At 47.9% G+C, this 19,651-nt stretch carries 14 protein-coding genes, 3 rRNA genes and 1 riboswitch; of the genes, 15 read left to right on the top strand and 2 right to left on the bottom strand.

From position 1 onward, the window contains the following. The first annotated feature begins 2 nt into the window (after positions 1-2). The 8 genes from MHB54_RS09040 to MHB54_RS09005 all read left to right on the top strand — a co-directional run bounded on the left by MHB54_RS09040 (position 3) and on the right by MHB54_RS09005 (position 11,246). On the top strand, positions 3-392 hold the full coding sequence (locus MHB54_RS09040) for a nuclear transport factor 2 family protein (RefSeq protein WP_264454176.1): 390 nt from the start codon (positions 3-5) through the stop codon (positions 390-392). Between the two features lie 223 nt (positions 393-615). Beyond that, entirely contained in the window at positions 616-1,986 is a 1,371-nt protein-coding gene (locus MHB54_RS09035) for an NCS2 family permease (RefSeq protein WP_023987039.1), read from the top strand. Positions 1,987-2,435: 449 nt separating this feature from the next. Further along, positions 2,436-3,991, top strand: a 16S ribosomal RNA gene (locus MHB54_RS09030). Positions 3,992-4,344: 353 nt separating this feature from the next. Further along, positions 4,345-7,270: ribosomal RNA gene (locus MHB54_RS09025) — 23S ribosomal RNA — on the top strand. Positions 7,271-7,421: 151 nt separating this feature from the next. Continuing rightward, positions 7,422-7,538 (top strand): 5S ribosomal RNA (rrf, locus tag MHB54_RS09020). The 16S, 23S and 5S rRNA genes sit together here, the layout of an rRNA operon. 214 nt (positions 7,539-7,752) lie before the next feature. Continuing rightward, entirely contained in the window at positions 7,753-8,745 is a 993-nt protein-coding gene (locus tag MHB54_RS09015; RefSeq protein WP_075153732.1) for a ketoacyl-ACP synthase III, read from the top strand. Between the two features lie 129 nt (positions 8,746-8,874). Continuing rightward, positions 8,875-11,010: a DNA topoisomerase III gene (locus tag MHB54_RS09010; protein ID WP_068938534.1), complete on the top strand. Its 2,136-nt coding sequence runs from the start codon at positions 8,875-8,877 to the stop codon at positions 11,008-11,010. 98 nt (positions 11,011-11,108) lie between these two features. Next, positions 11,109-11,246: a hypothetical protein gene (locus MHB54_RS09005; RefSeq protein WP_023987042.1), complete on the top strand. Its 138-nt coding sequence runs from the start codon at positions 11,109-11,111 to the stop codon at positions 11,244-11,246. Positions 11,247-11,430: 184 nt separating this feature from the next. On the opposite strand, the gene MHB54_RS09000 is transcribed toward MHB54_RS09005, so the two are convergent. Together MHB54_RS09000 and MHB54_RS08995 are read right to left on the bottom strand one after the other, a co-directional pair. Further along, positions 11,431-12,591: a type II asparaginase gene (locus MHB54_RS09000; RefSeq protein WP_034094978.1), complete on the bottom strand. Its 1,161-nt coding sequence runs from the start codon at positions 12,589-12,591 to the stop codon at positions 11,431-11,433. Between the two features lie 346 nt (positions 12,592-12,937). Further along, a complete protein-coding gene (locus MHB54_RS08995) occupies positions 12,938-13,066 on the bottom strand; it encodes a DUF4023 family protein (RefSeq protein ID WP_023987044.1) in 129 nt (42 codons plus the stop codon). A 191-nt stretch (positions 13,067-13,257) separates the two neighbouring features. Here MHB54_RS08995 and MHB54_RS08990 point away from each other — a divergent pair, with 191 nt between their 5' ends. The 7 genes from MHB54_RS08990 to purS all read left to right on the top strand — a co-directional run bounded on the left by MHB54_RS08990 (position 13,258) and on the right by purS (position 19,647). Continuing rightward, positions 13,258-13,521 carry a DUF1294 domain-containing protein gene (locus MHB54_RS08990; RefSeq protein WP_025719814.1) on the top strand — a complete coding sequence of 88 codons (264 nt, stop codon included), beginning with the start codon at positions 13,258-13,260 and terminating at the stop codon, positions 13,519-13,521. 146 nt (positions 13,522-13,667) lie between these two features. Further along, the gene (locus MHB54_RS08985; RefSeq protein WP_023987046.1) at positions 13,668-14,102 is read left to right on the top strand and encodes a universal stress protein; all 435 of its coding nucleotides are present in this window, start codon (positions 13,668-13,670) and stop codon (positions 14,100-14,102) included. Between the two features lie 350 nt (positions 14,103-14,452). Further along, a riboswitch (purine riboswitch) is annotated at positions 14,453-14,554 on the top strand. Positions 14,555-14,702: 148 nt separating this feature from the next. Then, complete coding sequence (gene purE, locus MHB54_RS08980) at positions 14,703-15,188, top strand: 5-(carboxyamino)imidazole ribonucleotide mutase (protein ID WP_023987047.1); 486 nt, start codon at positions 14,703-14,705, stop codon at positions 15,186-15,188. Next, positions 15,185-16,360, top strand: coding sequence for a 5-(carboxyamino)imidazole ribonucleotide synthase (gene purK / locus MHB54_RS08975; RefSeq protein WP_264454175.1), 1,176 nt, complete (start codon positions 15,185-15,187; stop codon positions 16,358-16,360). The genes purE and purK overlap by 4 nt, the downstream gene beginning before the upstream one ends. 2 nt (positions 16,361-16,362) lie before the next feature. Next, a complete protein-coding gene (gene purB, locus MHB54_RS08970) occupies positions 16,363-17,661 on the top strand; it encodes an adenylosuccinate lyase (protein WP_013308794.1) in 1,299 nt (432 codons plus the stop codon). An 800-nt stretch (positions 17,662-18,461) separates the two neighbouring features. Then, a complete protein-coding gene (locus MHB54_RS08965) occupies positions 18,462-19,343 on the top strand; it encodes a phosphoribosylaminoimidazolesuccinocarboxamide synthase (protein ID WP_025719826.1) in 882 nt (293 codons plus the stop codon). Between the two features lie 58 nt (positions 19,344-19,401). Then, positions 19,402-19,647: a phosphoribosylformylglycinamidine synthase subunit PurS gene (purS, locus tag MHB54_RS08960; protein WP_013308797.1), complete on the top strand. Its 246-nt coding sequence runs from the start codon at positions 19,402-19,404 to the stop codon at positions 19,645-19,647. The last annotated feature ends 4 nt before the right edge of the window (positions 19,648-19,651 follow it).

Here is a 19,651-nt window from a genome sequence, read left to right as displayed (position 1 = left end):
CGATGAAGATTTTAGAAGAATATTTTCACTACTATGATTTAGCAAAAGATGACGAGAAGAGTAGAGAACGATTAATTAGCCTTTTTTCTGAGAAGATTGAGTTTGTATTGAATGGTGATCGAAAACAAGGTATGAGCAGTTGGAAAAGCTTCTTGAATATGTTCTTTGAGGGATCGCTCGAAATCAAGCATATGTATGAAGGTTGGAAACCTGTACCCAGTGAACCTGATACCTATCAAACCAAATGGGCAGTGTGTGGTAAAAAAGCAACAGGCGAAGTTTATACACTTACTGGAGTGGACAAGGCCCGGCTGGATGCGGAAGGTAAGATCGTTTATCTGGAAAATATACCAGACACAGCGAATGCCTTTGATAAGTACAAAAATCTCTGATTCCTCTAAATCATAACCCGTCAGCTGAATAATAGCTTGCGGGTTTTCTGTTTTCCGAACAATACATATGTGTTCAATTTGTAACATTCGCTTTTTCTGTTGACAAGCAGTAGGTGAGAGCCTAAAATAACGAATGTAATAATATAGCGCATATGAATGCGAATATTACTTCAAACGAACGATAACAATACGAGTATGCTTTGCGTAGGAGGAATTACGACTCATGGAGCGTTTCTTTAAATTAAAGGAACATGGCACGAACGTCCGCACAGAGATTATTGCGGGGATTACTACTTTTATGACCATGGCTTATATTCTGGTGGTCAACAATACTTTTTTAGGTCCGACTGGAGCAGGTATGCCCAGTGAAGCTGTCTTTTTTGCTACGGCGGTAGGTGCAGGTTTGGTTACCATACTGATGGGTTTATTCGTTAATGTGCCGATCGGCATGGCGCCGGGTATGGGCTTGAATGCTTATTTTATGACTGTAGTCCTGAGTTCGAATGGCATGATTACTTGGCAAGCGGCACTTGGCGCTGTATTTATATCCGGTATCGTCTTTCTGATTTTAACCGTGACACGAGTAAGACAGATGCTGCTTGTTGCGGTTCCGGAAAATTTAAAGACAGCCATTACAGTGGGTATCGGCTTGTTTATTACGATTGTCGGCTTCAAGCTTTGTAATCTGGTTATGGTGAGCATCGTTCCAGGGACAGATGTTGGTCAGCCGGTTCCGGGTCATGCTTTTAATTTGATTCTGGGAAGTCTGGTACATCAAAAGGATGCACTGCTGGCGCTAATCGGATTGCTTATTATCGCAGCACTGATGGTCGTTCGGGTCAAAGGTGCATTGCTGATTGGGATCGTAGCTACTACATTAATCGGTATTCCGATGGGAGTAACAAATCTGAGTAGCTTGACAACAGGCAACTGGATTCCTGATTTCAGTAATTTGGCTGTAGGTCAGTTAGACTTGAAAGCAGCTTTGCATATTGGTCTGTTTGATATCATTTTCATTTTCACATTTGTAGAGTTGTTTGATACGTTCGGTACCTTGGTAGGTACAGCTACACGCGCGGGTATAATGAAAGATAAGAAAAAAGGCGAGAAAATTATCGGTAAAGCGATGCTGGTGGATGCTGTTGGCGTAAGTACCGGCGCAGTATTGGGTACAAGTACGATTACAGCATTCGTAGAAAGCTCCGCAGGGGTAGAAGAAGGCGGACGTACCGGACTGACTGCTGTAACGACAGGTGTTCTGTTCTTGTTGGCCCTGTTTATTGCACCATTGGCTCTGGTTGTGCCTTCTGCCGCTACTGCTCCAGCTCTGATTATCGTTGGGGTCCTAATGATGAGTCAGGTTCGCAACATCGACTGGGATAACTTCCTGTTGGCATTTCCTGCATTTTTGACCATCGTGCTAATGCCTTTCACAGGTGGAATCGCGAATGGTATCTCTGCTGGTATTCTGTCTTACGTTGTGCTGGCTGTGTTCAGTAATCTGTTTACCAGCAATAAAGTTAAAATTCACTGGCTCATGTGGGTGCTTGCTATTATTGTAGTGATCCGCTTTGCCTTTATGGGCTCCGAATAATCAGTAGATATAGAACACAGAACCTCTTTCCTGTTGCTTAAGGGAAGAGGTTCTTTTTTTGTAGTTAGACGCAGATAGATACAAAGAAGCTATTATATAGAAGGAAAACGAATAATAAATAAAGCATTGTGAAATCTTATCTAATAAATGCTTGCAATAGGGATATGCATATGGTATATTCTAATTCCGGCCAAGAAATACAATGTTGCGAGCGAGTGTTACAAAAAAAGATTTCAAAAAAATGCTTGCAAAGTTGGTTCGGACATGATATGATATAAGAGTTGATGAAGCGACAAGCTAAATCAACGAAAAGGAATGTTTGATCTTTGAAAACTGAACAACGAGTGAGTAAAACGATTTTGTTCGCAAAATCAAACAAGAGATATTTTTATCTCGTCAGTTTCAAAATGAGCTTATCGCTCTTTCTATAAACCAGCTTCGGTTGGTCTTTAATGGAGAGTTTGATCCTGGCTCAGGACGAACGCTGGCGGCGTGCCTAATACATGCAAGTCGAGCGGGGTTGTTTAGAAGCTTGCTTCTAAACAACCTAGCGGCGGACGGGTGAGTAACACGTAGGCAACCTGCCCACAAGACAGGGATAACTACCGGAAACGGTAGCTAATACCCGATACATCCTTTTCCTGCATGGGAGAAGGAGGAAAGACGGAGCAATCTGTCACTTGTGGATGGGCCTGCGGCGCATTAGCTAGTTGGTGGGGTAAAGGCCTACCAAGGCGACGATGCGTAGCCGACCTGAGAGGGTGATCGGCCACACTGGGACTGAGACACGGCCCAGACTCCTACGGGAGGCAGCAGTAGGGAATCTTCCGCAATGGGCGAAAGCCTGACGGAGCAACGCCGCGTGAGTGATGAAGGTTTTCGGATCGTAAAGCTCTGTTGCCAGGGAAGAACGTCTTGTAGAGTAACTGCTACAAGAGTGACGGTACCTGAGAAGAAAGCCCCGGCTAACTACGTGCCAGCAGCCGCGGTAATACGTAGGGGGCAAGCGTTGTCCGGAATTATTGGGCGTAAAGCGCGCGCAGGCGGCTCTTTAAGTCTGGTGTTTAATCCCGAGGCTCAACTTCGGGTCGCACTGGAAACTGGGGAGCTTGAGTGCAGAAGAGGAGAGTGGAATTCCACGTGTAGCGGTGAAATGCGTAGATATGTGGAGGAACACCAGTGGCGAAGGCGACTCTCTGGGCTGTAACTGACGCTGAGGCGCGAAAGCGTGGGGAGCAAACAGGATTAGATACCCTGGTAGTCCACGCCGTAAACGATGAATGCTAGGTGTTAGGGGTTTCGATACCCTTGGTGCCGAAGTTAACACATTAAGCATTCCGCCTGGGGAGTACGGTCGCAAGACTGAAACTCAAAGGAATTGACGGGGACCCGCACAAGCAGTGGAGTATGTGGTTTAATTCGAAGCAACGCGAAGAACCTTACCAGGTCTTGACATCCCTCTGACCGGTCTAGAGATAGACCTTTCCTTCGGGACAGAGGAGACAGGTGGTGCATGGTTGTCGTCAGCTCGTGTCGTGAGATGTTGGGTTAAGTCCCGCAACGAGCGCAACCCTTATGCTTAGTTGCCAGCAGGTCAAGCTGGGCACTCTAAGCAGACTGCCGGTGACAAACCGGAGGAAGGTGGGGATGACGTCAAATCATCATGCCCCTTATGACCTGGGCTACACACGTACTACAATGGCCGGTACAACGGGAAGCGAAATCGCGAGGTGGAGCCAATCCTAGAAAAGCCGGTCTCAGTTCGGATTGTAGGCTGCAACTCGCCTACATGAAGTCGGAATTGCTAGTAATCGCGGATCAGCATGCCGCGGTGAATACGTTCCCGGGTCTTGTACACACCGCCCGTCACACCACGAGAGTTTACAACACCCGAAGTCGGTGGGGTAACCCGCAAGGGAGCCAGCCGCCGAAGGTGGGGTAGATGATTGGGGTGAAGTCGTAACAAGGTAGCCGTATCGGAAGGTGCGGCTGGATCACCTCCTTTCTATGGAGAATCGTTTCCTGCAACGGAAACATTCAAATATGAAGCGTAAGCTTCAAAACTCAGGTTTAGGCCTGTTACTCACTCGTTGCTCAGTTTTGAGAGCTCAAACTCTCAAGCTTCGACGAATGTTTCATTCACACATCTGTGTGGAACCGAAATATTCATCGGGTTTCGCTTCAATGAAGCGAATTGCACCTTGAAAACTGGATACCGAAACGAAATTGCGTTTTAGAATATTCCTTTAAGCTGATCTTGTGTAAACAAGTGAAATAAAGGTAGCTGCCTTGAATTTCATTCACACATTTGTGTTGAACCGAAATTCAAAGCGAATCGTATTTACGATGTAAATACTAGGTTAAGCTACAAAGAGCACACGGAGGATGCCTAGGCGCCAGGAGCCGACGAAGGACGTGGCGAACAACGATAAAGCCTCGGGGAGCTGTAAGCAAGCTTTGATCCGGGGATGTCCGAATGGGGAAACCCGGCTGTCTTCATCGACAGTCACTTTCTGCTGAATACATAGGCAGAATAGAGGCAGACCAGGGGAACTGAAACATCTAAGTACCCTGAGGAAGAGAAAACAATAGTGATTCCGTCAGTAGCGGCGAGCGAACGCGGATTAGCCCAAACCAAGGAGCTTGCTCCTTGGGGTTGTGGGACGTCTCACATGGAGTTACAAAGGAACCGGTTAGATGAAGAGGTCTGGAAAGGCCCGCCAGAGAAGGTAAAAGCCCTGTAGTTCAAAACTTGTTCTCTCCGAGACGGATCCCGAGTAGTGCGGGGCACGTGAAACCCCGTATGAATCCGGCAGGACCATCTGCCAAGGCTAAATACTCCCTGGCGACCGATAGTGAAGCAGTACCGTGAGGGAAAGGTGAAAAGCACCCCGGAAGGGGAGTGAAATAGATCCTGAAACCGTGTGCTTACAAGAAGTCAGAGCCCGATCTATGGGTGATGGCGTGCCTTTTGTAGAATGAACCGGCGAGTTACGTTCCCGTGCAAGGTTAAGGTGAAGAGCTGAAGCCGCAGCGAAAGCGAGTCTGAATAGGGCGAATGAGTACGTGGACGTAGACCCGAAACCGGGTGATCTACCCCTGTCCAGGGTGAAGGTGCGGTAACACGCACTGGAGGCCCGAACCCACGCATGTTGAAAAATGCGGGGATGAGGTGGGGGTAGCGGAGAAATTCCAATCGAACCCGGAGATAGCTGGTTCTCCCCGAAATAGCTTTAGGGCTAGCCTCGGAAAAAAGAATCGTGGAGGTAGAGCACTGATTGGGTGCGGGGCCCGCAAGGGTTACCAAGCTCAGTCAAACTCCGAATGCCATAGATTTAGTTCCGGGAGTCAGACAGTGAGTGCTAAGATCCATTGTCGAAAGGGAAACAGCCCAGACCATCAGCTAAGGTCCCCAAGTGTGTGTTAAGTGGGAAAGGATGTGGAGTTGCACAGACAACCAGGATGTTGGCTTAGAAGCAGCCACCATTGAAAGAGTGCGTAATAGCTCACTGGTCGAGTGACTCTGCGCCGAAAATGTAACGGGGCTAAACACACCACCGAAGCTATGGCTTGATGCTTGCATCAGGGGTAGGGGAGCGTTGAATGCGGGTTGAAGGTGTACCGTAAGGAGCGCTGGACTGCATTCAAGTGAGAATGCCGGTATGAGTAACGAAAAGATCTGTGAGAATCAGATCCGCCGAAAGCCTAAGGGTTCCTGAGGAAGGTTCGTCCGCTCAGGGTAAGTCGGGACCTAAGGCGAGGCCGATAGGCGTAGTCGAAGGACAACAGGTCGAAATTCCTGTACCACCGTAATCCGTTATGAGCGATGGGGTGACGCAGTAGGGTAGTGACGCGGACTGATGGATGTCCGTCTAAGCAGTGAGGCTGGTGTGTAGGCAAATCCGCACATCGTTAAGGCTGGGCTGTGATGGGGAGCGAAAATTATAGTAGCGAAGGTCATGATCTCAGACTGCCAAGAAAAGCCTCTAGCCAGGAGAAGGTGCCCGTACCGCAAACCGACACAGGTAGGCGAGAAGAGAATTCTAAGGCGCGCGGAAGAACTCTCGTTAAGGAACTCGGCAAAATGACCCCGTAACTTCGGGAGAAGGGGTGCCTCGGTAGGGTGAATAGCCCGAGGGGGCCGCAGTGAAAAGGCCCAAGCGACTGTTTAGCAAAAACACAGGTCTGTGCGAAGCCGCAAGGCGAAGTATACGGGCTGACGCCTGCCCGGTGCTGGAAGGTTAAGGGGAGTGGTAAGCCTTCGGGCGAAGCTATGAACCGAAGCCCCAGTAAACGGCGGCCGTAACTATAACGGTCCTAAGGTAGCGAAATTCCTTGTCAGGTAAATTCTGACCCGCACGAATGGCGTAACGACTTGGGCGCTGTCTCAACGAGAGATCCGGTGAAATTTTAATACCTGTGAAGATGCAGGTTACCCGCGACAAGACGGAAAGACCCCATGGAGCTTTACTGCAGCTTGATATTGAATTTGGGTACGATCTGTACAGGATAGGTGGGAGCCGTAGAACTTTGAGCGCCAGCTTGAAGGGAGGCATCCTTGGGATACCACCCTGATCGTATCTAGGTTCTAACTTGGTACCGTGATCCGGTGCGAGGACAGTGTCAGGTGGGCAGTTTGACTGGGGCGGTCGCCTCCTAAAGAGTAACGGAGGCGCCCCAAGGTTCCCTCAGAATGGTTGGAAATCATTCGAAGAGTGCAAAGGCAGAAGGGAGCTTGACTGCGAGACCTACAAGTCGAGCAGGGACGAAAGTCGGGCTTAGTGATCCGGTGGTACCGCATGGAAGGGCCATCGCTCAACGGATAAAAGCTACCCTGGGGATAACAGGCTTATCTCCCCCAAGAGTCCACATCGACGGGGAGGTTTGGCACCTCGATGTCGGCTCATCGCATCCTGGGGCTGAAGTAGGTCCCAAGGGTTGGGCTGTTCGCCCATTAAAGCGGTACGCGAGCTGGGTTCAGAACGTCGTGAGACAGTTCGGTCCCTATCTGTCGTGGGCGTAGGAAATTTGAGAGGAGCTGTCCTTAGTACGAGAGGACCGGGATGGACGTACCGCTGGTGTACCAGTTGTTCCGCCAGGAGCACCGCTGGGTAGCTATGTACGGAAGGGATAAGCGCTGAAAGCATCTAAGCGTGAAGCCCCCCTCAAGATGAGATTTCCCAATTAGTAAGACCCCTTGAAGACGACGAGGTAGATAGGTTGGGGGTGGAAGTGCAGTAATGCATGGAGCTGACCAATACTAATCGGTCGAGGGCTTATCCTAAGAATAAAACGCAATGAGTTTCGGATCCAGTTTTCAGGGTGTAACCTTGAAAGTATGTACAAGTGACATACAATAAGCGCATGGCTATTCATTCACACGATAAGTGATGAACCGAATAACCTTACGGAAGAATTTACGATGTAAATTCATGTTTGGTGGCGATAGCGGAGGGGTTCCACACGTACCCATCCCGAACACGACCGTTAAGCCCTCCAGCGCCGATGGTACTTGGACCGCAGGGTCCTGGGAGAGTAGGACGTCGCCAAGCAACAAACAAAAGAGACCATGATCTTCTGAAGATCATGGTCTCTTTTTTGCGTTAAAAGGCAGAGGGATTTTATTTAAAGTGAGTTTGTTATAAGTTCAACTGGATAAGTGGATATTAACTAGTAAATAAGAAGACGTTTTTAAAATAATTTAGTACCAGGTATTAGTATCTGGTGTTATAATGTGAATAAGGATTACAAAGGAGAGTGATCAGATTGTTGAATTCAAAAGCTAAGCTTACGGCCTTTGGCACTTATGTGCCTGAACGCATTTTGACAAACACCGATTTGGAGAAGCTTGTGGACACTAGTGACGAGTGGATTGTACAAAGAACGGGTATGCGTGAAAGACGAATTGCGGCTGAAGATCAATATGTATCTGATTTATGTATACAAGCTATTACACGTATGATTAACCTATACGACGTAAATATAAACGATGTTGAGATGATCATTGTAGCGACTAGTACACCTGATTACTACTTTCCAAGCACGGCTTCACGTATTCAGGCTCATTTTGATATTCCGAACACGGGGTCAATGGATATTAGTGCAGCATGTGCAGGTTTTTCCTATGGACTTCATTTGGCAAATGGCCTTATTACGAGTGGTCTGCATCGTAAGGTGCTAGTAGTGGGAGCCGAAACGTTGTCCAAAATTACAGATTATACGGATCGGACGACGTGTATACTTTTTGGAGATGGTGCAGGAGTTGCCCTTGTTGAATATGACGAGGATGAAGGATCATTTTTAACTTCTGATATAGGTACTTATGGGCAAGGAGGAGCACATCTTTACCGTGTGGGATTATCTGATCATTTGGATGGAGAGAAGCTGCAAGACCATGGATTTATTGCTCAAAATGGACGTGAGGTTTATAAATGGGCTGTTCGCTCTGTTCCAACGGGAATCGAACGATTATTGGATAAGGCAAATATGAAGAAGGAGGATCTTGACTGGTTTGTCCCTCATAGCGCTAATTTGAGAATGATCGAGTCCATATGTGAAAGAAGTACAGTACCTTTGGAAAAAACGCTGACCAGCGTAGAGTTGTATGGTAATACATCGGCGGCATCCATCCCGTTGGCTTTGCAGTGTGGTTTGGATGATGGACGTTTACGGTATGGACAACATGTGTTGTTATATGGATTTGGGGGAGGCCTCACCTATGCGGGTCTGCTATTAAAATGGAGTGTGCCTGATTTGTAAGTTATCCTAACCGATGTAGAAGCAATAGCAATAGTATGTACGATCATGTTAATAAGAGCCGTTGGCATTAGAATTTATCGTAAGATGGCAGGATGGTATAATTAACACTATGAGAGAAAGGAGCGTAACATGAAGGTATTGGTATTGGCAGAAAAACCGTCCGTGGCCAGAGAGATTGCACGTGTGATGGGTAGCCGCGAGAAGCATAAAAGCTATATAGAAGGACCCCAGTACGTGGTGACGTGGGCACTGGGACATTTGGTCGGCTTAGCAGAGCCGGAGGATTACGATTCTAAGTATGCGACCTGGAATTTGGAGGACCTGCCTATTCTTCCGAAGAGTTCAAAGTTAAAGGTGCTGCGCGAAAGTAATCATCAGTTCAAAGCTGTGCAGCAGCTCATGAAGCGGCAGGACATTGGAGAGCTTATCGTGGCAACAGATGCTGCTCGTGAAGGAGAATTGTTGGCACGCTGGATCATCCAAATGGCAAACTGGAAAAAGCCCTTCCGGCGCTTATGGATCTCCTCGCAGACGGACAAGGCGATTAAGGCAGGTTTTGCAAAGCTATTGCCTGGTCAGCAGTTTGATCGTTTATATGAATCGGCTCGCTGTAGAGCTGAAGCAGACTGGATGATTGGTCTCAATGTAACTCGCGCGTTGACTTGTCGTTATAACGCCCAACTTTCGGCTGGAAGAGTGCAGACGCCAACGCTGGGGATGATTATGGAGCGTGAGAAAGAAATTACCGAATTCCGTTCTCAGGAATATGATACTTTGACGGCGGATTTCGGCGATTTTCAGGCAACTTGGCGGGCAGAGAGCGGGGATTCACGCATGTTTGACCGCACTCAAGCAGAGGCTTTGCGCCGCAGGCTTGAGGGGGCCAAAGGCACAGTTGCGAGTGTTAAAAAGAGCGAAAAGAACGAGCCTCACCCGCTAGCGTATGATTTAACGGAGCTGCAAAGAGATGCTAATCAGCGCTATGGCTTTTCGGCTAAACAGACGTCTAATCTGCTTCAGCGTCTGTATGAACAGCATAAGCTGGTGACCTATCCACGTACGGACAGCCGTTATCTGACATCCGATATGGTGGACACACTTAAGGAAAGGCTCAGTAGTGTAGCAGTAGGTCCATATGCTTCCTTGGCACGTCCGCTATTGCGTAACAACCTACCAATCACAAAGCGAATTGTGGATGACAGTAAAGTCACGGATCATCATGCGATTATTCCTACTGAGCAGACATTATTGCTTAATCAGTTGAGCCCAGAGGAACGTAAACTGTATGATCTGATTGCACGACGTTTTATCAGTCTATTCTATCCACCTGCACGTTATGATGCTGTAGCCGTATCAGTAACGGTGGAGCAGGAGACGTTTCAGGTAAAAGGCACAACGGTAAAAGATAGCGGATGGCGTGCTGTATATGACGCGAACCATTATGATATGGATGATGAAGAAGCAGAGGATCGGGAAAACAATGGACAAGGCGTTATTTTACCTGAGCTGCAAAAAGGAGATTCAGTCCGGTTACAACGTTGTCTTGTACGAGCTGGGCGAACGATGCCGCCGAAGCGGTATACAGAAGCAGCCCTGCTCGCTCAGATGGAAAAGCATGGACTGGGTACTCCTGCTACCCGTGCCGATCTGATTGAGAAGCTTGTCAGCTCGGATACGATTGAGCGTCAGGGGAACGTGATGCATCCCACAGGGAAAGGTAAGCAACTGATTGAACTGGCGGCTCCACAGCTAAGAACGCCCGAACTGACGGCACGTTGGGAAGCGGAGCTGGAACGGATTGCTCGTGGTCAAGGACAACCGGAACCGTTTTTGAATTCTATTCGTGCTATGGCGAAAGAGTTGGTTTCCACTGTAAAAAATAGCAGTGCGGAGTACAAGCCCCACAACGTGACGAATAGTCATTGTCCTGATTGTGGTACAAAGCTGTTGGAGAAGAAGGGGAAGAAAGGAAAGTTCCTTGTATGTCCAAGTGCGGATTGCGGTTACCGTCGTTCAGGGGAAAAACGTTTGTCCAATCGACGTTGTCCGCAGTGTCATAAGAAAATGGAAATGAAAGAGGGCAAGGCAGGGCTATATGTAAGATGCCTGCCCTGCGGCATTACTGAGACGTTGGATAATGACAAGCAGCGGGTAAACAAACGGGAACAGCAAAAGCTAGTAAGACAATTTGAAAAGCAGGAATCTTTTGGCTCCAGTTTGGGTGATTTGCTAAAAGCAGCGATGGAACAAAAGCAGGGCAAATAACGGATGACCAAAAGTGCTGTAGTCAACATAATCAGCAGGTATACGTCGGTATAAAAACGATCACTCCTTGGCATGGTAATCCGAGGAGGTGAGTATTTATGCCCAAGCATAAGTCGCTTAAAATCAATAATCAGCAAAATAAATCAAGTATTCTGGAGGAAGAAATCGCTCCTCATCCAGAGAAGCAAGCGAAATATCCTCCAAGCTTGAATGGGATTCCCAAACAGCAGTCTTGATGCTACATGGGAGGAACAACGAATTACTGTTTAAGACCAAGACGATTGGATATCAGATGAAATAGTTACTAATGCTAGAATTGTCTCGCAAAAAAAAGAAGCAGCAGTTACGGTGGTCAACCGTAATCGCTGCTTCTTTTTCATAATAAAGATGATCTATTTATTTGATTTGGGATGACTGCTTTTAGTATTCATTAAAAAAGGATTGAATTTGGTTAACATCGTGTGTTTGGGTCAAAGCAAGCATGAGCAAAATCCGTGCTTTTTGCGGATTAAGCGAATCGGTCGACACAAAGTTCGATGCCGCGTCTTTTGTTGACGGGGACACAACTCCACTTCCCACGCGGCTGGAGCGGGCAATAATCACTCCTTTTTTACCTGCGGCCTCTGCGCCTTCTGAGGAGGTCTTGGACAAGGAACCATTACCGGAACCAGCTACGACAATACCCTTGGCACCAGCTGCTACGGCTGCATCATACAGATAGCGACCATTGTTTTGATACTCGTATAAAATATCTACTTGCGGCAGTTGAGTCAGGTTAGAGATGTCGAATACAGAAGAAGTCGTATGCTTGTGTGTGGATTTGTTGTAGTAGTACACTTGATCACCCACAACAGCTCCAAGGTATCCCTGCTCCACAGACTTGAACGTATCGACTGCTGTTGTGTTTGTTTTAGTAATATATCTTGCTGCACCGATACGGTCGTTCAGCAGGACGAGTACACCCTGACCTTTAGAGGCCGAAGCCCCGGCGACTTTCACTGCATTATACAGGTTGAAGGGACCATCGGCACTGATGGCAGTAGCTGGACGCATAGAGCCAACGACAACTACTGGCTTATCGCTTTTGATAACAAGATTGAGGAAATAAGCGGTTTCTTCTAATGTATCTGTGCCATGTGTAATGACAATGCCGTCTACATCGTCTCTGGCAAGCAGTTCATTGGTACGTTTGGCAAGTTTTAAGAGGATTTCATTATTAACGTCGGGGCTACCTACATTAACAACTTGCTCACCACTGACATTTGCAATACTTTTCATCTCAGGGACGGCATTGATCAGAGTTTCCACACCTAACGCTCCTGCTTTGTAGCCGGTCGTATCAGTATTGACGGAAGATGATCCTGCAATGGTTCCTCCCGTGGCAAGTATTTTAATATTGGGTAAATGATTGGTTTGAGGATTTTCGGATTTGTCCGACGTTGTAGTGGCAGAAGTAGGTGCAGTTGTGCTGGTTGTAGCTGCTGCCGCAGCGTTGGCGGTAAATCCACTACTCCACAAGGTACTACCGAGAATAAAGCTAGCCAACAGGGGAATCATCGTCATTTTTTTCATGTTAGTCATATAAAGCTCCTCTCCAATCTTAAACCTCAAATATTAATGATAGATTAACTGACAAAAATTTTGTCGAATTACGTTAATATCACGAATTATAGGGTGTAAAATTGTTTTTAGTCAACACTTATGTTAGAAAATATGACTTTAGAACTTGTTTATTATAAATGTAATCGATTTCAAAAAAATATTTGCAAAAACAACAAGCAGAAATCTTATAAGAAGTCTGCTTGCTGTTATTGTGGAAGCTAAACAACGGAGTTTACCTTGTACTCAATTCTCAGGAAAAGCTGCAAGGTTAAGTTGATACTATACGTTAATAACGTGGCTATACAGCTTAACACAGATTCCTTGATCAAGGATTGTTGGTATGCTGTTTTGTCGGTAAGCTGGCGCTGGGAGTTCCTTTTCCTCGTTTACGGTTGCGTTCTGCCTTTTTTGCATTTTCTCGCAGCTTTTCAACGTATTCATGGGTGCTTTCCATCGCAGTTCCTCCTTTAAGACGAAATAGATGCACTCGGGGATCGCCCTTATGCCACCTTACTATTTCCGCAAAAGCACTATCCAAGTCAGGGGAGGCGTTGTTTCTGTAAAAGGGGTGGGGTTATAATGAGGGAGGAGCGCTATATAAGGCCTAATCCTGAACTTGGTAGGTGTGCAAAAGGAGGAGAGACATTGCAGACAGGCTTGTTGGTATGGCTGCTGTTTATCAATGCAGTAGGCTATCTGGTAATGTCGGAAGATAAAAAGAGAGCACGTAAACATCGCGATCGTGTACCTGAACGGACGTTGTTTTTCCTGGCCCTGATCGGGGGAGCATTAGGCGTGCTAATTGCCATGTACCGCAAACGCCATAAAACACGGCATATGAGCTTCAGACTAGGTATTCCTGCGTTGCTATTCATGAACGCATTGCTGTATGGGTATTTTTTACGGTAAAGGGGAGGAGTTTAGGTTCTCATAGGGAAGTTTAATGATGAGTGAGAAGACTACTCCAGCCATCCAGTGATGACATGGCATGAACAACAGGACTACATATTTCAGGCTTTGGAATCAACAAACTGAATGAGGAAGAGGTGCGTATTATGCTATTTTCAAAAATATTGCTTGCTTATGACGGTTCGGATGCATCCAACAAGGCTTTGTTGAAGGCGACTGAATTGGTCAAGGCATCACCGTCCTCGCAGCTTGAGGTGGTAACAGCATTTGATTTTCCACGGATTTTTATGGGCGAAGGTTTGGCTCCAATTCCAGCTTCGGTGAATAAAGAATATTACGATTTGGCCGAACAAACTACGGATGAAGTTAAAAAGCGGCTTGCTGAGCAAGGCGTAGATGCCAAGGTGGAGCTCATTCAAGGTTCGCCAGCCGAAGTCATTTTGGATTATGCCAATGAGAATGACTTCGATGTGATTGTGATCGGTAGCCGCGGTTTAGGTGGTATCCGTGAATTCGTATTGGGTAGCGTAAGCCACAATGTGGTACAGCATGCGCGTATTCCTGTGCTGGTCGTAAAATAACTGAATAAAAAAGTAAAAGTCGGTTTACTGCCTGTATAGGGAGTGCCGACTTTTATTTTTGTCAGTGAAATGCGGTGCGCCCGCCGTTATCAGGATAGGTGAGAGATAGCTAAATGTAATACAATAGTCCTGACCTATGGGTATATAAGGGTGTTGATTTTGTTAAACACGAACATTCTATTGTATGATTATTCTAATGTTCGTTTTCAAGTTGACATAAGGTGTAGGGAATTGTTAAACTAGGAAGTGTATTGTCGATAAAAAATGAACTTAAGGTGCAATTTAATAAGGTACACATGTTTGAGCCGAAACTGACCACGATCATACTTGTAAAGAATATCGTTGGGTATGGAATAGGCACAATGCTAACTCGTATAATGCCGGGGATATGGCCCGGAAGTTTCTACCTGGAAACCTTAAATTTCCGGACTACGGGAGACATACGGCTGAAGCCGCATTGGATGCGGTGGAAGAGGCTTGCTTTTGGCATGCCTTTAAGAGGCTCTGTCGTTTGTTTTTTCGTAGTCCGGTGTCTTGAAAATAACGTTATTTTCGAGTGCCGGATTTTTGGCGCTTATTGATAAACAGGGAGTGAAGGACATGTCAGTGCAGGTCGCTGTCATTATGGGCAGCACATCAGACTGGGACACCATGCAGCATGCATGTGCTGTGCTGGACGAGCTTGAAATCGGATATGAGAAAAAAGTAGTTTCAGCCCATCGTACACCGGATTTAATGTTTCGTTTTGCAGAAGAGGCCGCCGGGCGTGGACTAAAGGTCATTATTGCTGGAGCGGGTGGGGCTGCGCATCTGCCAGGGATGGTGGCTGCGAAGACATCCTTGCCGGTCATTGGTGTGCCTGTTCAGTCGAAGGCTCTGAACGGTCTGGACTCCCTGCTCTCCATTGTGCAGATGCCGGGTGGTATTCCGGTTGCCACTGTGGCAATCGGTAAGGCAGGTGCTACGAATGCAGGGCTGCTGGCAGCACAAATATTAGGCGCTTTTGACGAAAAGATAAGCCAGCGGGTTTTGGCGAGACGCGACCGTATCCGTGATGAGGTGCTGGAAGGCAGTGACTCGCTATGAATGGGGCATGTGAACCCACAGGCCGTATCCGACCTCCTGGTACAACGATTGGACTTTTGGGAGGCGGGCAATTAGGAAGAATGCTTGTACTGGCGGGAACCAATCTAGGATATCGCTTTGTGACACTGGACCCTACACCGGATAGCCCATGTGGACAGGTGTCAGAACAAATCCGCGCTGCCTATGATGATGAGCATGCAGCCAGAGAGCTGGCTGAGCGGTGCGATGTGATCACGTATGAGTTTGAAAATGTGGACGCGGGTGTGGCTGCACTTTTGGAACAGGAATCCAGCGTTCCGCAAGGCAGCAGTCTTTTGTACACAACCCAGCATCGTCTGAGAGAAAAGCGTTCTATTGAAGCTGCTGGTGTCCCTGTCGCTCCGTATCGTGAAATCAGCAGTCTTGCGGATATGGTTCAAGCGGTAGCTGAACTGGGTGTACCGTGTGTGCTCAAGACAGCAGTCGGTGGTTATGATGGCAAGGGACAAGTGGTCATTCGCCAACCGGAGGAAGCCACGGCTGCCTACGAACAACTGGCAGGAGGCGGTGCGGAACTGGTATTGGAACAGTTCATCCGTTTTCGCTGCGAAATCTCGGTGATTGTAGCTCGCAGCACGAACGGTGAAGCCAAAGCCTTTCCACCTGCCGAAAACATTCACGTGAACAATATTTTGCACACGTCGATTGTGCCTGCGCGTGTGCCAGAACCTGTCCGGGAGGAAGCACGCAAGTTGGCGCTGGCTGTGGCAGAGTCGCTGGGTGCGGTGGGACTGCTCGCTGTGGAGATGTTTGTCACCGAAGATGGACAATTGTACGTTAATGAGTTGGCACCACGACCGCATAACTCCGGCCATTACACGATGGAGGGATGCGCGACGTCGCAATTCGAGCAGCACATACGTGCGATTTGCGGTTTACCCTTGGGCAGCACGAAGCTGCTGACTTCCGTCGTGATGGTCAATGTGTTAGGTGAGCATTTGGAGGACGTGGTTCGGCGGTTTGCGCAATCGGATGTTGAAGCTGAAAGATTGGATGTTGTACCCAAGCTGCATTTGTATGGAAAAAGTGAAGCCAAGCCAGGCCGAAAGATGGGACATATTAATCTATTGTGCCAGGATGCGGAACAAGCGCTGGAATGGATTGAACAAACCAATATTTGGGGGAATAAATAGTCATGATCGAACGCTATAGCAGACCGGAAATGAGAGCGATTTGGACGGAAGAAAATAAATTTAAAGCGTGGCTGGAAGTAGAGCTGTGTGCCTGTGAAGCTTGGGCGGAATTAGGGGTTATTCCAAAAGAGGATACTGTGGCTCTGCGTAAGAATGCAAGTTTTGATATTGAACGGATCTATGAAATTGAGCAGGAGACAAGACATGATGTCATTGCTTTTACCCGCACGGTGTCCGAAAGTCTTGGAGACGAGCGCAAATGGGTACATTATGGTTTGACTTCCACAGACGTAGTTGATACGGCACTGGGCTACCTGTTAAAGCAGGCGAATGAAATCCTGGAACGTGATATCTTGAATTTTATTGAAATTTTGAAGGAAAAGGCATTGGCTTACAAGCATACACCGATGATGGGACGTACACACGGAGTACATGCTGAGCCAACAACGTTTGGACTGAAGATGGGATTGTGGTACGAGGAAATGAAGCGCAATCTGGAACGCTTTCGTTTTGCGGCTGACCAAGTACAATACGGTAAAATGTCCGGTGCAGTGGGAACATATGCCAACATTGACCCGGCTGTAGAAGAATTTGTATGCCGCAAGCTGGGCACTAAGCCTGCACCGATTTCTACACAGACGCTACAGCGCGACCGTCATGCCGAATACATGGCAACATTGGCGTTGATCGCCACATCGTTGGACAAATTTGCTACAGAAGTCCGTGCTCTGCAAAAGAGTGAGTTCCGTGAGGTGGAAGAAGCCTTTGCCAAGGGTCAAAAAGGATCTTCCGCGATGCCGCATAAACGCAATCCGATCGGAAGTGAAAACATCTCCGGTCTGGCACGCGTGATTCGTGGGCATATGGTATCGGCGTATGAGAACGTAACCCTGTGGCATGAACGCGACATTTCGCATTCTTCCGTAGAACGCATCATTCTGCCGGATGCAACGATGCTGTTGAACTACATGCTGAACCGTTTTGGTAATATCGTAAAAAATCTGACGGTCTTCCCTGAAAATATGAAGCGCAATATGGCCCGTACGTACGGCGTACCGTTCTCCGGTCGTATTATGACCAAGCTGATCGACAAAGGCTTTAGTCGTGAAAAAGCTTACGATACTGTGCAGCCGCGTGCTATGCAGGCGTGGGAAGAGCAACGCCAATTCCGCGAAATCGTCGAGGCGACCCCGGAAATTACTGCCGTGCTCAGCGCAGACGAAATCGAGGACGCGTTCAACCCAGCCTGGCATCTGAAGAACGTGGATACGATCTTCAAAAAGCTGGGATTAGGGGAGTAGGAGGGAATGTTGGTGCGTGGTGAGGCCGCTGCGCGAACGGATCATTCTTCCGATTGCTGTTGCCACTGGATTCCTGTGATTGTATAAGACCAGATATTGGTTGGAATCCAGAGGCAAAGGCAAGCGCTACGCTTCTCCAGAACGATTCCGTCCGCTCCGCTGCACCCAGCACCAACCTTCGTGTGGAAGCAGAACTAGGAGAGGGTGCGGCACATAAGATGCCGCACCACCCCGAAGAACGATAGAAAAGCGTGTTCCACTGCTTTTCTATCGCAAAGCAACGTGCTCGTGAGGGCTGCCGAATTTGCGTAGCAAACAGCCCGCGGCCCTCACGAGCACGCGCAGGCTCAAGAAGCGAAGCCTTGAGCCACCGTATCCGTGCGCAGCGTAGCACATGCCGCACAATAGGCGAAGCCCAATGCTCGCTGCACGGCTTGCCGTGCTACGGCCACGGGCCGAATGGTTTGGCGGTATGTAGACGCTGAACCACGGTTGAGCTGTAAGCGGCATAAAACTTGTCGCTTAGAGTCGGAAGCGTTAATACATTGTTAATACGTAAAAACGTCGATCTGTACTAACGTAAAAGCGTTGCTGGATGAGGGCTTGTGCCGACAAGCCTTCATCCAGCGGAACGCGCTCACTCCACCGTAGCTCCAGTAACCCGCCATCCCCTGCTCACTAGCCAACCCTTGCGGGAGTCCCGAGGGCAGCAGCCCTGGGGGTCCTCCCTGAGGGGAGGATTTAGGAGGGGCAAGGTTGATTTAGGAGGGGGAATACTCTTTTGAAAGAGGTGTAATGAAATGTCATTGTCTACTGCCGAAGGTCTGATCCATGCGCCGCTCTTGTACAAAGGCAAGGTGCGTGAACTGTATGATCTCGGAGAGCATTTTCTGATTGTCGTGACGGACCGAATTTCGGCTTTTGATTATGTGTTAGAGCCGCCCGTGCCCGAAAAGGGGAACGTGCTGAATAAGCTCAGCGCTTTCTGGTTTGAGCAGACGAAAGACTTGTTGGAAAACCATGTCGTGCACACCGATGTGAACAAGCTCGGGCATGTGATCGACGAACAGAATAAAGAGTTGCTGAAGGACCGTATCATGGTCACGCTGAAGGCTGAACGCATCGACATTGAGTGTGTGGTGCGCGGATATATTACCGGAGGCGGCTGGCGTCAGTATGAGCAGAACGGTGAGGTGAACGGCATTCCATTGCCAGAGGGACTGCGTAAAAATGAGCGCTTTCCCAAGCCTTTATTTACACCGGCTGCAAAAAATGATGTTGGACACGACGAGGACATTTCTCTCCATCAGATGAAAGAGCTGGTCGGGGTTGAATTGACAGGCGAGCTTGAAGAAAAAAGCCTGGCGTTGTACGAATTTGCACGTGCTTTCTGTGAGAAGCGGGGGATTATTTTAGCCGATTGCAAGTTTGAGTTTGGTCTTGTTAACGGTAAGGTGATTTTGATTGACGAAATTTTCACTCCAGATTCATCCCGTTTTTGGGCGCAGGAAAAGTATGAGCTGGATGTTGAGATTGACAGCATGGACAAGGAGCCGGTACGAAGCTATTTGGCATCATCCGGTTGGGACAAGAATAGCAAGCCCGATCCGTTGCCTGCTGAGGTCGTAGAAGAAACAACTGCAAGATATACGGATATTTGGCGGCGTCTGACGGCACAGTAAATAGTAATCATAATTCAACCAAAAGGATTCACTCATTCGGAGGAGGAACTGAAGGAACATGATGAAAGCAACAGTCTATGTCACGATTAAGCAAAGCGTTTTGGACCCGCAGGGGGTTGCGGTGCAAGGCGCACTGCATTCTATGGGTTTCGGAGAAGTGGACAGCGTCAGAATTGGTAAGTATATGGAATTGAATCTGGATACAACAGACCGCGAGAGTGCTGAAAAGCGCATCATTGAGATGTGCGAAAAGCTGTTGGCCAACACGGTCATTGAAGACTACCGCTACGAACTGGAGGGCTGATTCC

The sequence above is a fragment of the Paenibacillus sp. FSL M7-0802 genome (assembly GCF_038004945.1).
GTDB classification, from domain to species: domain Bacteria; phylum Bacillota; class Bacilli; order Paenibacillales; family Paenibacillaceae; genus Paenibacillus; species Paenibacillus polymyxa_B.
Note: the sequence above shows the minus strand (reverse complement) of the source record. Positions and strands in the feature narration are given on the sequence as shown.